The organism is Pseudomonas sp. 9AZ, assembly GCF_902506525.1.
In the GTDB taxonomy this organism is placed as follows: Bacteria; Pseudomonadota; Gammaproteobacteria; order Pseudomonadales; family Pseudomonadaceae; genus Aquipseudomonas; species Aquipseudomonas peli.
Window position 1 is genome coordinate 344667 of the sequence record NZ_LR733840.1, and the last position, 14799, is coordinate 359465.

The 14799-nt window shown below is 61.1% G+C and carries 12 protein-coding genes and 1 pseudogene; 5 read left to right on the forward strand and 8 right to left on the reverse strand.

Annotated elements, in window-relative coordinates; genetic code table 11:
* Positions 1 to 30: 30 nt before the first annotated feature.
* From pheA to mtnA, 4 genes are all read right to left on the reverse strand, one after another.
* Positions 31 to 1137 (reverse strand): prephenate dehydratase, encoded by a 1107-nt coding sequence (pheA, locus tag ALTER154_RS01735; protein WP_167141464.1) that lies wholly within the window; start codon positions 1135 to 1137, stop codon positions 31 to 33.
* Positions 1137 to 2222 carry a 3-phosphoserine/phosphohydroxythreonine transaminase gene (serC, locus tag ALTER154_RS01740; protein ID WP_160085007.1) on the reverse strand — a complete coding sequence of 362 codons (1086 nt, stop codon included), beginning with the start codon at positions 2220 to 2222 and terminating at the stop codon, positions 1137 to 1139. Before serC ends, pheA begins: the two co-directional genes overlap by 1 nt.
* Positions 2223 to 2315: 93 nt before the next feature.
* Positions 2316 to 5084, reverse strand: coding sequence for a DNA gyrase subunit A (gene gyrA, locus ALTER154_RS01745; protein WP_160085008.1), 2769 nt, complete (start codon positions 5082 to 5084; stop codon positions 2316 to 2318).
* 244 nt (positions 5085 to 5328) lie between these two features.
* On the reverse strand, positions 5329 to 6405 hold the full coding sequence (gene mtnA, locus ALTER154_RS01750; protein ID WP_160085009.1) for an S-methyl-5-thioribose-1-phosphate isomerase: 1077 nt from the start codon (positions 6403 to 6405) through the stop codon (positions 5329 to 5331).
* Between the two features lie 137 nt (positions 6406 to 6542).
* Between mtnA and ALTER154_RS01755 the strand changes: the two genes are divergently transcribed.
* The 5 genes from ALTER154_RS01755 (at position 6543) to ALTER154_RS01775 (ending at position 11568) form a co-directional block, all read left to right on the forward strand.
* A complete protein-coding gene (locus ALTER154_RS01755) occupies positions 6543 to 7862 on the forward strand; it encodes a TRZ/ATZ family hydrolase (protein WP_160085010.1) in 1320 nt (439 codons plus the stop codon).
* Positions 7863 to 7987: 125 nt separating this feature from the next.
* Positions 7988 to 8686, forward strand: coding sequence for a bifunctional 2-polyprenyl-6-hydroxyphenol methylase/3-demethylubiquinol 3-O-methyltransferase UbiG (gene ubiG, locus ALTER154_RS01760; protein WP_160085011.1), 699 nt, complete (start codon positions 7988 to 7990; stop codon positions 8684 to 8686).
* Positions 8687 to 8952: 266 nt separating this feature from the next.
* Entirely contained in the window at positions 8953 to 9624 is a 672-nt protein-coding gene (mupP, locus tag ALTER154_RS01765) for an N-acetylmuramic acid 6-phosphate phosphatase MupP (RefSeq protein ID WP_160089955.1), read from the forward strand.
* A 60-nt stretch (positions 9625 to 9684) separates the two neighbouring features.
* A complete protein-coding gene (locus ALTER154_RS01770) occupies positions 9685 to 10425 on the forward strand; it encodes a YciK family oxidoreductase (protein WP_090248183.1) in 741 nt (246 codons plus the stop codon).
* Between the two features lie 216 nt (positions 10426 to 10641).
* A complete protein-coding gene (locus tag ALTER154_RS01775; protein ID WP_090248184.1) occupies positions 10642 to 11568 on the forward strand; it encodes a GGDEF domain-containing protein in 927 nt (308 codons plus the stop codon).
* 131 nt (positions 11569 to 11699) lie between these two features.
* On the opposite strand, the gene rluB is transcribed toward ALTER154_RS01775, so the two are convergent.
* The 4 genes and pseudogenes from rluB to ALTER154_RS01795 all read right to left on the reverse strand — a co-directional run bounded on the left by rluB (position 11700) and on the right by ALTER154_RS01795 (position 14726).
* Positions 11700 to 12899, reverse strand: coding sequence for a 23S rRNA pseudouridine(2605) synthase RluB (gene rluB, locus ALTER154_RS01780; RefSeq protein ID WP_160085012.1), 1200 nt, complete (start codon positions 12897 to 12899; stop codon positions 11700 to 11702).
* 121 nt (positions 12900 to 13020) lie between these two features.
* Positions 13021 to 13200, reverse strand: coding sequence for a DUF1289 domain-containing protein (locus ALTER154_RS01785; RefSeq protein ID WP_090248187.1), 180 nt, complete (start codon positions 13198 to 13200; stop codon positions 13021 to 13023).
* A 48-nt stretch (positions 13201 to 13248) separates the two neighbouring features.
* Positions 13249 to 14025 (reverse strand): annotated as a pseudogene (gene scpB / locus ALTER154_RS01790) (SMC-Scp complex subunit ScpB); the annotation flags it as partial.
* A gap of 2 nt (positions 14026 to 14027) precedes the next feature.
* Entirely contained in the window at positions 14028 to 14726 is a 699-nt protein-coding gene (locus tag ALTER154_RS01795; protein ID WP_167144217.1) for a ScpA family protein, read from the reverse strand.
* Positions 14727 to 14799: the final 73 nt, after the last annotated feature.

Below are 14799 nucleotides of genomic sequence, written 5' to 3' on the forward strand. Positions count from 1 at the left end.
GCTTGAGACCTGAGGCGTGCCGCAGCAGTTTTAAAGTACCGCTTTCGGATAGGAACCCAGCACCTTGAGCGCCACGGCTTCCTGATTGATCTTTTCCAGCACGTCCTTGATCAGCGGGTCGCGGTGGTGACCAACGAAGTCGATAAAGAACACGTAGGTCCACTTGCCGCTGCGCGACGGGCGGGTTTCGATGCGGGTCAGGTCGATGCCGTTGTTGTGAAACGGCACCAGCAGCTCGTGCAGTGCACCCGGTTTGTTGCGCATGGAGACGATGACCGAGGTTTTGTCGTCGCCGGTCGGCGGTACTTCCTGGCTGCCGATGATCAGGAAGCGCGTGGAGTTGTCCGGACGGTCTTCGATCTTCTCCGCCAGCTTGGTCAGGCCGTAGAGACTGGCCGCCATATCGCCGGCAATCGCCGCGCTGTTCCACTCGCTTTTCACGCGCTTGGCTGCATCGGCATTGCTCGACACCGCCACGCGCTCGACGTTGGGGTAATGCGCATCCAGCCACTTGCGGCACTGTGCCAGGGACTGCGCATGGGAATAGATGCGGGTGATCTTGTCGGTCTTGGTGGTTTCACCGACCAGCAGGTGGTGGTGAATGCGCAGCTCGACTTCGCCACAGATGACCATGTCATGCTCGAGGAAGCTGTCGAGCGTGTGGTTGATCGCGCCTTCGGTGGAGTTCTCCACCGGCACCACACCGAAGTTCACCGCACCGGCGGCCACTTCGCGGAATACTTCATCGATAGCCGCCATCGGCACGCTGATCACTGCGTGACCGAAATGCTTCATCGCCGCAGCCTGGGAGAAAGTACCTTCCGGGCCGAGGTAAGCCACCTTGAGCGGGTTTTCCAGGGCCAGGCAGGAGGACATGATTTCGCGGAACAGCCGAGCCATTTCCTCGTTGCCCAGCGGCCCCTGGTTGCGCTCCATGATGCGTTTGAGCACCTGGGCTTCGCGCTCCGGGCGGTAAAACACCGGCTTTTCGCCTTCCGGCAGGGCCTTCATCTTCACCCGCGCGACTTCTTCAGCGCAGCTGGCGCGATCACTGATCAGCGCGAGAATCTTCTCATCGAGGTTGTCGATGCGCAGGCGCAGGGCTTGCAGTTCCTGCTCGGAAATTGGATCGGTCATCAGCCGTGCTCCTTCTCGAACTCAGCCATATAGGCCACCAGCGCTTCAACCGCATCCAGGCCCACGGCGTTATAGATGGAAGCACGCATGCCGCCGACCGAACGGTGGCCTTTCAGGTTGAGCAGGCCACGCGCATCGGCACCGGCGAGGAACGGCTTATCCAGCTTCTCGTCGGCCAGGCGGAACGGCACGTTCATCCAGGAGCGGGCGTTATGGGCAATCGGGTTGCTGTAGAAATCGCTGGTATCGATGGCCTTGTACAACAAGTCTTTCTTGGCGCGGTTGATCCGCTCCATGGCGGCCACACCGCCCTGCTCTTTCAGCCACTCGAACACCAGGCCGGACAGGTACCAGGAGAAGGTCGCCGGGGTGTTGTACATCGAGCCGTTATCGGCAGCGATCTTGTAGTTGAGCATGGTCGGGCAGACGCTGCGGGCACGGCCGAGCAAATCTTCACGGACGATGGTTACCACAAGGCCGCTGGGGCCGATGTTCTTCTGCGCGCCGGCGTAGATCAGGCCGAACTTCGACACATCGATCGGGCGCGAAAGGATGTCGGAAGACATATCCGCCACCAGCGGCACGTCACCGACTTCGGGTATCCAGTCGAACTGCAGGCCGCCGATGGTTTCATTGCTGGCGTAGTGCAGGTAGGCGGCATCTTTCGACAGTTGCCACTCGTTCTGCCCTGGGATGGCGAAGTAGTCATAGGCCTTGGCGCTGGCGGCGACATTGATGTGACCGTAGCGGCTGGCTTCTTCGATGCTTTTCTTCGACCAGATACCGGTGTCGATATAGTCGGCGACGCCATCTTCAGGCAACAGGTTGAGCGGGATTTCAGCGAACTGCTGGCTGGCACCGCCCTGCAGGAACAGCACCTTGTAGTCGGACGGAATCTCCATCAGGTCGCGCAGATCCTGCTCGGCCTTTTCCGCGATGGCGGTGTACTCGTCACTGCGGTGGCTCATCTCCATCACCGACAGGCCTTTACCCTGCCAATCGAGGAGCTCCGCCTGGGCGCGTTGCAGAACAGCTTCAGGAAGCGCGGCCGGGCCGGCGCAGAAGTTAAAGGCTCGCTTGCTCACATCCACTCTCGCTCAAAATAGTGGGCGGGCTGGTGCGTGCCAGCAGCCGCCAAATCCTACTCCGTCAGGGGCGAGCGCACTCGCCCCGACAGATCACTCTTCGCTGATCGGGCTTTCGTCAGCTGCGGCTTCGGGTGCATCACCTGCATCCGCAACTGCGCCGTCAACACCCTCTTCGCCTTCCAGCAGCTCTTCGTCGTCTTCCGCCGAAGGCTCCTGCACTCGCTCAAGACCAACCAGGGTTTCATCCTTGGCCAGCTTGATCAGGGTCACGCCCTGGGTGTTACGACCGAGGCTGGAGACTTCGCTGACACGGGTACGCACCAGAGTGCCCTGGTCGGAAATCAGCATGATTTCCTCGCCTTCAAGCACCTGCACGGCGCCGACCAACTTGCCGTTACGCTCGTTGCTGACCATGGCGATCACGCCCTGTCCGCCACGACCGCGACGCGGGAACTCGGCCATCGCGGTGCGCTTACCGTAGCCACGTTCGGAAGCGGTGAGAATCTGCGCGTCGGCTTCAGGAATCAGCATGGAGATGATTTCCTGGCCTTCCGGCAGACGCATGCCACGCACACCGCGAGCGGTACGGCCCATGGTGCGCACCTTGCTTTCCTTAAAGCGAATGACCTTGCCGCCGTCGGAGAACATCATCACTTCGCGGGCGCCGTCAGTTACGGCAGCGGAGATCAGGGTGTCATCTTCGTCCAGCTTGAGGGCGATCAGGCCCGAGCTGCGCGGACGGCTGAACTGCACCAGCGGCGTCTTCTTCACAGTACCTTTGGCCGTAGCCATAAAGATGTAGGCACCGGTCGGTTCATCCGGGGTCTCGTCGTCGACGTCATCGCCTTCGGCCAGGTCTTCGACTTCTTCAGCCTCGACCACTACGCCTTCGATATCGTCCGGCTCGTCGCCTTCCGGCGCCTGCTGACGCAGCGCTTCCAGGTCGACCTGAAGCATGGCGGTAATGCGCTCGCCTTCGTCCAGCGGCAACAGGTTGACCAGCGGACGACCACGGGCGGCGCGCGAGGCTTCCGGAATTTCGTAGGTTTTCAGCCAGTACACCTTGCCCTTGCTGGAGAACAGCAACAGCGTGGCATGACTATTGGCAACCAGCAGGTGCTCGATGTAGTCCTCATCCTTCACACCGGTGGCGGACTTGCCCTTACCGCCGCGACGCTGCGCCTGGTAGGCATGCAGCGGCTGGCTCTTGGCATAGCCACTGTGGGAGATGGTGACCACACGCTCTTCTTCGGTGATCAGGTCAGCCAGGCTCAGATCCAGACGGTTGTCGAGAATCTCGGTGCGGCGCGCATCGCCGAACTCGGCTTTGACCGCTTCCAGTTCTTCGCGGATCACTTCCATCAGACGCGTGGCGCTGGTGAGGATGCGGATCAGCTCGCCGATCTGGGTGAGGATTTCCTGGTATTCGGCCAGCAGTTTTTCATGCTCAAGACCGGTCAAACGGTGCAGACGCAGCTCGAGAATGGCCTGGGCTTGTTCCGGCGAGAGGAAATACTTGCCGTCACGCAGACCGTACTGCGGGTCAAGATCGTCCGGACGGCAGGCGTCGGCACCGGCGCGCTCGACCATGGTTTCCACTGCACTGGATTCCCACGGCGTGGCGATCAGCGCCAGCTTGGCTTCGGCCGGGGTCGGCGAAGCCTTGATCAGAGCGATAACCGGGTCGATGTTGGACAGGGCAACCGCCTGGCCTTCAAGGATATGGCCACGTTCACGGGCCTTGCGCAGCTCAAATACGGTGCGGCGGGTGACCACTTCACGGCGGTGCAGAATAAAGGCTTCGAGCATGTCCTTGAGGTTAAGGACCTTCGGCTGGCCGTCGATCAGCGCCACCACGTTGATGCCGAACACACACTGCATCTGGGTCTGGGCGTAGAGGTTGTTGAGCACCACTTCCGGTACTTCGCCGCGACGCAGCTCGATGACAATGCGCATGCCGTCCTTGTCGGACTCATCGCGCAGCTCGGTGATGCCTTCGAGCTTCTTCTCCTTAACCAGCTCGGCAATCTTCTCGATCAGGCGCGCCTTGTTCAGCTGATACGGCAGCTCGCTGACGATGATCTGCTGACGGCCACCGACCTTGTCGATGTCTTCAATGATGGCGCGGGCACGCATATAGATGCGGCCACGGCCGGTGCGGTAGGCCTCGATGATGCCGGCGCGACCGTTGATGATCGCTGCTGTCGGGAAGTCCGGACCGGGGATGTATTGCATCAGCTCATCGACAGTCAGCTCGCCGTTGTCGATCAGCGCCAAACAACCATTGATCACTTCCGTGAGGTTGTGTGGCGGAATATTGGTGGCCATGCCCACGGCGATACCGCTGGAGCCGTTGACCAACAGGTTGGGGATCTTGGTCGGCATTACCGCCGGGATCATTTCGGTGCCGTCGTAGTTCGGCACCCAATCCACAGTTTCTTTATGCAGGTCAGCCAGCAGCTCATGGGCCAGCTTGGTCATGCGTACTTCGGTGTATCGCATAGCGGCTGCGTTATCGCCGTCCACCGAACCGAAGTTGCCCTGGCCGTCGACCAGCAGGTAACGCAGCGAGAATGGCTGCGCCATGCGGACGATGGTGTCGTACACCGCGGTATCACCGTGTGGGTGGTACTTACCGATAACGTCACCGACCACACGGGCGGACTTCTTGTAAGCCTTGTTCCAGTCGTTGCCCAACTCACTCATGGCAAACAGCACACGGCGGTGCACGGGCTTTAAGCCATCACGCGCATCCGGCAGCGCTCGCCCAACAATTACGCTCATCGCGTAGTCGAGGTAGGACTGCTTGAGTTCGTCTTCAATATTGACCGGGAGGATTTCTTTGGCCAGTTCGCCCATGAGTAGCCTTGTTCCTTTTTCTGGTGAAACTCCGCGCCGCTCGTCCTGAGTGGTGTGGAGCCTGTCGCCGTGCCTTGAGGCTCATAGCGACTCACGACAAATCAATAAGTTATGCCATGTATCTGCGCAGGTAAGAGGCCCATAACAGGCACCCCCGAAAACCGCCGGAGCTTACCACAATCAGTGCGTCGCACCTATCCCCAGCGCCGCCCTACCGACTAGGTGTGCGCACCCGCAGAAAAACTCAGTGCAGACGCTTGCGACACATCAATTGCGCCATTTTTTCCGCATCCGGACGATCAACCACACCCTTCTCGGTGACGATAAAGTCGATCAGGTCCGCCGGGGTCACATCGAATACCGGATTAAGCGCCTCGATCCCGCCGGCGATGCGCTTGCCGCCCAGTTCCAGCAGCTCGCTGGGGTCGCGTTCTTCCAGGACGATATCGTCGCCATGCTCCATGGCCATGTCGATGGTCGAGCTGGGGGCGACCACCATAAAGCGCACACCGTGGTGCATGGCATTAACCGCCAGTTGATAGGTGCCGATCTTGTTGGCCACATCGCCATTGGCAGCGATGCGGTCTGCCCCAACGATGACCCAGGTGATGCCACGGGTTTTCATCAGGTGCGCGGCAGCAGAGTCGACATTCACCGTGACCGGGATACCGTCAGTCGCCAGCTCCCAGGCAGTCAGGCGCGAGCCCTGCAACCAGGGCCGGGTTTCGCCGGCATATACCCGCTCAAGCAAACCATCATGAAAAGCCGCACGAATCACCCCCAACGCCGTACCGAAGCCGCCCGTGGCCAGAGCACCAGCATTGCAATGAGTCAGCAGGTTCTGCTGATTGCCCTGGTGCTTGCGGATCAGATCGACGCCCAACTGGGCCATGGTCAGGTTGGCTTCACGATCGCTTTGATGGATGCCGATGGCTTCGACCTCCAGCAGCGTCAGCGGGTCGTCATGGCTTTTCAGCCGGCCCAGTCGGTCGCGCATGCGCTCAAGCGCCCAGAACAGGTTGACCGCCGTCGGCCGCGATGCAGCAAGCAGGTCGAAATCCGCCTGCAATGCCGCTCGCCAGTCGCCGCCCTCCTGCAGACGAGCCCTTACAGCCAGGACAATCGCATAGGCCGCGCTGATGCCGATGGCCGGCGCGCCGCGCACCACCATGCTACGGATCGCCTCGGCGACATCCGCAGCCGAGTGATAGCTCAGCCAGGTTTCCTCGAAAGGCAGCGCGCGCTGATCCAGCAAGTGCAGAGCGCCGTCACGCCACTCGATGGCCCTGACCTTCTCTGCCGCTAGCAGTTGCTCGCGCATGACACACCTCCGCCGGAAAAAGCCGACCATTATACGCACAGCACTGCGCACATCGCGCCAGATCAGCTGCATGCAGCTTCAAGCCTAGGGCGTTCCCCTATAAACTCGCCACTCTACTGACTGCCGGAAGCCTTCCCATGCCCCAAGCTCCGCTCGATTTGCTGCTACTGCCCACCTGGCTGGTCCCGGTCGAGCCAGCTGGCGTGGTGCTGCTGGAGCACGGCCTGGGCATCCGCGACGGGCGCATCGCACTGATCGCACCGCGCGCTGAAGCGCTTAAACACGCAGCCCTGCAGGTGCTTGAGTTGCCCGGACGACTGCTCACGCCAGGCCTGGTCAACGCCCATGGACATGCGGCAATGACCCTGTTCCGCGGCCTGGCCGATGATCTGCCGCTGATGACCTGGCTGGAGAAGCACATCTGGCCGGCCGAGGCCAAATGGGTCAACGAGCAATTTGTTCAGGACGGCACCGAGCTGGCCATCGCCGAACAGCTCAAGGGCGGCATTACCTGCTTCTCCGACATGTATTTCTTCCCGGAAACCGCCAGCCAGCTGGTGCACAGCAGCGGCATCCGCGGGCAGATCACCATTCCGGTACTGGATTTTCCGATTCCCGGCGCCCGCGACGCTGACGAAGCGCTGCGCAAAGGCCTGAATCTGTTCGACGACCTTAAGCACCACCCGCGCCTGAGCGTCGCCTTCGGCCCCCACGCGCCCTACACGGTGAGTGACGACAAGCTAGAAAATATCCGCGTGCTCGCCGAAGAGCTGGACGCCGGCATTCATATGCACGTGCACGAAACCGCCTTCGAAGTGCAGCAGAGCCTGGAGCAGCGCGGCGAGCGGCCACTGGCACGCCTGGCGCGCCTCGACCTGCTCGGCCCGCGCTTCCAGGCCGTGCACATGACCCAGATTAATGATGAAGACCTGGCCCTGCTGGTGGAAAGTAACAGCAGCGTGATCCATTGCCCGGAGTCCAACCTCAAGCTGGCCAGCGGCTTCTGCCCGGTGGAAAAACTCTGGCAGGCCGGGGTCAATGTGGCCATCGGTACCGATGGTGCAGCCAGCAACAACGATCTCGACCTGCTCGGCGAGACCCGTACCGCTGCCCTGCTGGCCAAGGCCGTGGCCGGCTCGGCAACGGCACTTAACGCCCATAGCGCACTATGCATGGCCACCCTGAACGGCGCACGCGCCCTAGGTCTGGACGAGCAGATCGGTTCATTGGAGCTGGGCAAGGCTGCAGACATAGCGGCGTTCAACCTCTCCGGCCTGGCCCAGCAACCGGTCTATGACCCGGTATCGCAGCTACTTTATGCCGGCGGCCGCGCCTGCGTCGAACACCTGTGGGTTGGCGGCAAACAATTGCTCGATGCCGGCCAACTGACGCGCCTGGACGAACAACGAATCATCGCCAACGCCCGCGCCTGGGGCGCGAAAATCGCCGGCAAGTGACAGCCAGCCCAGAGAATTCGGGCACTGCGACAAACTGACATACATTGGACGCATAACAGGCGTCCAATCCACCCGGCGAAACTGGCAACATGAGTCTCCCGCCGCCGCCTGATTCAGGGATTTATATGAGCAACGTCGACCGCGCCGAAATCGCCAAATTTGAAGCCCTTGCCCACCGCTGGTGGGACCGTGAAAGCGAATTCAAACCGCTGCATGACATCAACCCGCTGCGCGTCAACTGGATCGAAGAACGCGTCGGCCTGGCCGGCAAGAAGGTGCTCGACGTTGGCTGCGGTGGTGGCATTCTCAGCGAATCCATGGCCCAGCGCGGCGCCAGCGTCACCGGCATCGACATGGGCGAAGCACCGCTGGCAGTAGCCCAATTGCACCAGCTGGAGTCCGGCGTCAGCGTCGAATACCGGCAGATCACTGCTGAAGCCCTGGCTGAAGAAATGCCAGAACAGTTCGACGTGGTCACCTGCCTGGAAATGCTTGAGCACGTACCCGACCCGGCGTCGGTGATCCGCGCCTGCTACCGCATGGTCAAGCCTGGCGGCCAGGTGTTCTTCTCCACCATCAACCGCAACCCCAAGGCCTACCTGTTCGCCATCATTGGCGCTGAGTACGTGATGCGCCTACTGCCGCGCGGCACCCATGATTTCAAGAAATTTATCCGTCCGTCCGAGCTCGGCGCCTGGAGCCGCGAGGCGGGTCTTGAGGTCAAGGACATCATCGGCCTGACCTACAACCCGCTGAGCAAACGCTACAAGCTGGAAGCCGATGTCGACGTCAACTACATGATCCAGACCCTCAAGGAGGCGTAGGGCGTGCCATCCGTTATTTCCCTGCAGCGTTGCTGCCAGAAAGCCGGCCAGGCTAGGCGCTGGCCGCAGGCAATGGTTGTTCCATTGCCAAGGACAGCAACAACGCATGGCCGGCTTTCTGGCGCAACCCGTAGGGCCGGGTCTGTTTTGGCGCGATGCTGCGTTTCTCGCCACTCATTTGGAATAACCAAACTTCACGGCTCGTGCCTGGCCTCGCGCCAAAACATACTCCGGCGCTGCAAGGGAAATAACCAATGACACGCCCAATGCGCTTGCGCGCGGTTTTATTCGATATGGACGGCACCCTGCTCGACAGTGCGCCGGACTTTATCGCCATCAGCCAGGCCATGCGTGCCGAACGCGGCTTGCCACCGATTGCCGATAAGCTGATCCGCGACCAGGTGTCCGGCGGCGCGCGCGCCATGGTCGCTGCCAACTTCGCCATGGACCCCGAAGCAGCAGGCTTCGAAGCCCTGCGCCTGGAGTTTCTCGACCGCTATCAGGCGCATTGCGCGGTACTGACGCGACCGTTTGACGGCATGAATGAGCTGCTCAATGACATCGAACAGGCCAAGCTGATCTGGGGCGTGGCAACCAACAAGCCGGTGCGCTACGCCGAACCGATCATGCAGCAACTCGGCCTGGCGCAGCGCTCGGCCGTGCTGGTTTGCCCAGATCACGTCAGCCGCAGCAAGCCCGACCCCGAGATGATCCTGCTGGCCTGCGCAAAGATGGGCGTAGAACCTGCCGCCACCCTGTTTGTGGGTGATGACGAGCGCGACATCGAAGCCGGTCGCGCAGCAGGTTGCAAGACCGCCGCTGTCACCTACGGCTATATCCACCCGCAGGACAACCCACGCAACTGGGGCGCCGACGCGGTGGTGGACCACCCACTGGAACTTCGCACCGTGCTCGAACAAGCCCTGTGTAGCTGTTGAAGACGGTTTACCGGACGCGCATCACGTGCCACCCGCTTTTGAATTAATGAGGCTTTACCCATGCATGACTATTCCGCCCGCCCCGACCTGCTCAAGGGCCGCGTGATTCTGGTGACCGGCGCTGGCCGTGGCATTGGTGCAACCGCCGCTAAGACCTTCGCCGCCCACGGCGCAACGGTGCTGCTGCTGGGCAAGACCGAAGACAACCTCAGCCGCGTCTATGACGCCATCGAAGCCGCAGGCCACCCGCAAGCGGCAGTGATCCCGTTCAACCTGGAAACCGCCCTGCCGCATCAGTACGACGAACTGGCAGCGATGATCGAAGCCGAATTCGGCAAACTCGACGGCGTACTGCACAACGCCTCGATCATTGGCCCGCGCACTCCGCTGGAACAGTTGTCCGGCGACAACTTCATGCGCGTGATGCAGGTCAACGTCAACGCCATGTTTATGCTCACCAGCACCCTACTGCCGCTGCTCAAGCTGTCGGCAGACGCCTCGGTGGTATTCACCTCGAGCAGTGTCGGGCGCAAAGGTCGCGCTTACTGGGGGGCCTACGCAGTATCCAAGTTCGCCACCGAAGGCCTGATGCAGGTGCTGGCCGATGAAGTCGACGGCATTGCCAACGTGCGCGCCAACAGCGTCAACCCAGGTGCAACACGCACCGATATGCGCGCCCAGGCCTACCCCGGAGAGAACCCACAGAACAATCCACTGCCTGAAGCCATCATGCCGGTTTACCTGTACTTGATGGGACCGGACAGCACAGGCGTTAATGGCCAAGCATTTGACGCGCAATAAACCATGACGGCTACCGCCGGTTTTCCGGCGGCAGCCCGATTCACTGGCATCAGATTGCCAGCAGTCCCGCCAGTTAACCGGCAAATCCTTGCCGCACGCCCGCCTAATGAATCGCTAAGCCAATGAATTAAAAGCACTTTTAAAGTGATTTTGAAATTGGCACGGAATTCGCTCTAGCCCAACTATCGCCGCGTACTGCGCTAGAGGTAGAGCTTCATGGCCCCGCACAACCAGTCCAACACCATTGATTTCGACGCTGCCAAACTACAGCGCCTCGGCTATGCCGGCCGCCTGCAGAAAAGCCTGAAACCAGTCAGTCTGGCACAGTTGCGCCAACAGCTGAGCCTGCGCCTGCAGACCTCACTCGAAGCCGAACGCATTCTTGAGCTGTTCTACAGCGAAGTGCAACGCCTGGTGCCGCTCAGCTCCCTGAGCTACCAGCTGGCCTCCTGCGACCTACGCCTGGAGCTGGGCGAGCGCGCGAACCATTCGGCTGGCTATCGGTTGAATCACGACGGCGAATTCCTCGGTGAACTGACCTTCCGCCGCAACGTGCGCTTCAGTGAAGATGAGTTGGGCCAACTCGAATCGCTGCTCGCCAGCCTGCTGTTCCCGCTGCGCAACGCCCTGCTCTACCGCGCAGCCGTGCAAAGCGCATTGCGTGATCCGTTGACCGAAACCGGCAACCGTATCGCCATGCAGCAAACACTCAAGCGCGAAGTCGACATCGCCCGACGCACCCTGCAGCCACTGTCCGTGCTGATGGTCGACATCGACCACTTCAAACGCATCAACGACACCCACGGCCACCTGATCGGCGACCAGGCGCTCAAAGCCGTCGCCAGCGCGCTGAAAGAAAGCCTGCGCAATGTCGACATGGTGTTCCGCTTCGGCGGCGAAGAATTCATGGTGCTGCTCTCCAACACCAACCGTGAAGCCGCGTCGATGGTTGGCGAGCGCCTGCGTATGGCCGTTCTCGGCATCCAGTACCTGGTGGAAAACCGTGCCATCGAGCTGTCAGTCAGCCTCGGCTGCGCCACCCTGCTGCCGGGCGAATCCATGGAAAGCCTGTTGCGCCGTGCGGATAACGCGCTGTACGTGTCCAAGCGTGATGGCCGCAATCGCCTGTCGATGGCTGGATAACACCGCCGACACACAATGGCTGCGAAACATTTTTAATGCCGCGCAGCCACGACCCGCAGGTTGGCAGCCATGAATGGCAGGACATAAAAAAGGCGACCCGAGGGTCGCCTTTTTACATCCACCGTAATGGATTACTCCGGCTTAGGACCGCGACCAAAACCTGGACGCTGACCGTCGCGGGTTGACTGGCTACGGCGCTTAACTGGCGCACCCGCTGGCTTACGCGAAGGCCGATCAGTCAACTCAACACCTGGGCGTTGCGCACCCGGCTTGGCCGGACGTTTCTTGTTGACATCACTCGGACGCTCAGCAACCGGCGTCCCCTTGCTCTGATCCGCACGCGGTGCACGCGGGGTGCGCACCGGGCGCTCGCCACGCTCATCACTTTCACCACGGGCAGGACGCGAACGGCCTTGATCACCAGCCGCTGCCGGGCCGCCGCCATGGGCTGGACGCAGAGTCCGCTCTGGGCGGGCGGCACGACCCACTGGCTTGGCCGACTTACGCTGCAGACGGTCGATCTTGTCGCGGGCTTTTTCCTTCATATCCGGCAAGGCGACCGGCTTGAGGCCGACTTCCTCGCTGAGAATATCCACTTCGCGCTGGCTCATTTCGCGCCAGCGACCCATGGTCAGGTCCGAGGTGATAAACACCGGGCCGAAACGCACACGCTTCAGACGGCTGACCACCAGGCCCTGGGACTCCCACAGACGACGCACTTCACGGTTACGGCCTTCCATCACCACGCAGTGATACCAGTGGTTGAAGCCAACACCGCCCGGTGCGACCTTGATGTCGGTGAACTTGGCCGGGCCATCTTCCAGCATCACGCCGGCTTTCAGGCGCTCGATCATCTCTTCGTCGACCTCGCCACGCACGCGCACGGCGTACTCGCGGTCCATCTGGAAGGACGGGTGCATCAGGCGGTTGGCCAGCTCACCGTCAGTGGTGAACATCAGCAGACCGGTGGTATTGATGTCGAGGCGACCGATATTGATCCAGCGGCCATCTTTCGGCCGGGGCAGACGATCAAATACAGTCGGACGGCCTTCTGGGTCGTCACGGGTGCAGATCTCGCCTTCAGGCTTGTTGTAGATGATGACACGACGCACGTTTTCGGCAGCTTCTTCGCGGCGGATCACCTTGCCATCGACAGCAATCGCATCGTGCAGGTCAACGCGCACACCGAGGCTGGCGACTGCGCCGTTGACCTTGACGCGGCCAGCGGTAATCCAGGCTTCGATTTCACGGCGTGAAGCCAAGCCCATGCGCGCCATGACTTTCTGCAGTTTTTCGCCTGCGGGGCTGTATTCTTCGATTTCTTCACTCATCTGGGCACCTCCCGGTGTTTTCTTTAGTGATTGGACGACTCGAGTCGTCGAAGGGCCGCGGAGCATACGCGAAACGCGGCGCTTACGCACGGGTTGAGGCTAGTCGCCTGATCGGTGGCCGTCAGCCTTTGCGTCGACCGATGGTCGCCAAACTCAGCAAGCGCATATCCGCTTCGGCCAGAACGGCACGTCGGGCAGGCTTGTCGAGCTTCTTCCAGCCTTTGATCTCGGCCTTGCTGCGCCCGCAACCGAGACAGATATCGCGCTCGAACTTGCACAGCTTGATGCAGGGGTCTTTCACCGCGCTAACGCCTTCACTGGTGCCACCAGCACTTCAGTCAGGCAGCTGCTCTTTATCCAGGGTTTTGTGAGGATCTTCGGCATCGTCACGCTCATCGTCCTGCTCGGGTAAGTCGTCAAAGTCAGTCTTCAGACCCTGCTCCATCGAGTCGAGTTCAGCCAGCAGGCTGCTGAAGCTGGTTTCTTCGCTCGCTTCCACCGCGGGCTCATCGGCCAGGGCCAGGTCGGCACGCGCCTGCAGGCTTTGTGGCGCCTCCAGATCATCCTCAAAAGCAAGCGCCGGCTCCGGTTCCAGCTCGCGCAGGGCGGCTAGGGGCGGTAACTCGTCGAGGCTTTTCAAGTTGAAGTGATCGAGAAAGGCCTTGGTAGTGGCAAACATCGCCGGCTTGCCCGGCACATCGCGATAACCCACCACACGAATCCACTCACGCTCCAGCAGGGTTTTGACGATATGGCTGTTCACCGCCACACCGCGCACATCTTCGATCTCGCCACGGGTGATCGGCTGGCGGTAGGCAATCAGCGCCAGGGTTTCCAGCATGGCGCGCGAATAGCGCTGCGGGCGCTCTTCCCATAGGCGACCCACCCAAGGCGCAAACTTCTCGCGTACTTGCAGGCGGTAACCGGACGCCACCTCGATAAGCTCGAAGGCGCGCCCTTCACAGGACTTGCCCAGATGCGCCAGCGCCTTTTTGAAAACCGCCGGTTCCGGCCGCTCGGCTTCTTCAAAAAGCTCGAACAAGCGCTCCAGTGATTGCGGTTTGCCGGATGCCAGCAGAAAGGCTTCGAGCAGGCTGGCCAGCTCGCGAGGTTCGTTAAGGTTCATGCTTATTCAGCCCGCGCACGCACATGGATTGGCCCAAAAGCCTCATTTTGCACCAGTTCAACCAAGGATTCCTTGATCAACTCGAGCACCGCCATAAAGGTCACCACCACCCCGAGCTTGCCCTCTTCAGCACTAAACAGGCTGACAAACGGCACAAACGCACCGCCTTTGAGACGCTCAAGCACTTCGCTCATGCGCTCACGGGTCGACAGCGCCTCACGGGTGACCTGGTGGCTTTCGAACATATCGGCGCGGCGCAGCACTTCAGCCATCGACAGCAGCACTTCTTCCAGGCTGACGTCCGGCAGCAACTTGCGCGCCCGCGCTTCTGGCGCGTCCAGACGCGGCACCGTGACGTCACGGCCAACCCGGCTAAGGCCGTCGATACCTTCTGCGGCGGCCTTGTAACGCTCGTATTCCTGCAGACGGCGGATCAGCTCGGCGCGTGGGTCGTCTTCCTCCGCTTCCGCCTCACTGGAGCGCGGCAACAGCATGCGCGACTTGATCTCGGCGAGCATGGCCGCCATCACCAGATACTCGGCAGCCAGCTCCAAGCGCACCGACTGCATCAACTCGACGTAGCCCATGTACTGGCGGGTGATTTCCGCCACCGGGATATCCAGTACGTCGATGTTCTGCTTGCGGATCAGGTAAAGCAGCAGGTCCAGCGGCCCTTCGAAGGCTTCGAGAAACACTTCCAGCGCATCCGGCGGGATGTACAGATCGAGCGGCATTTCAGTGACCGCCTGGCCATACACCAGGGCAAATGGCAGC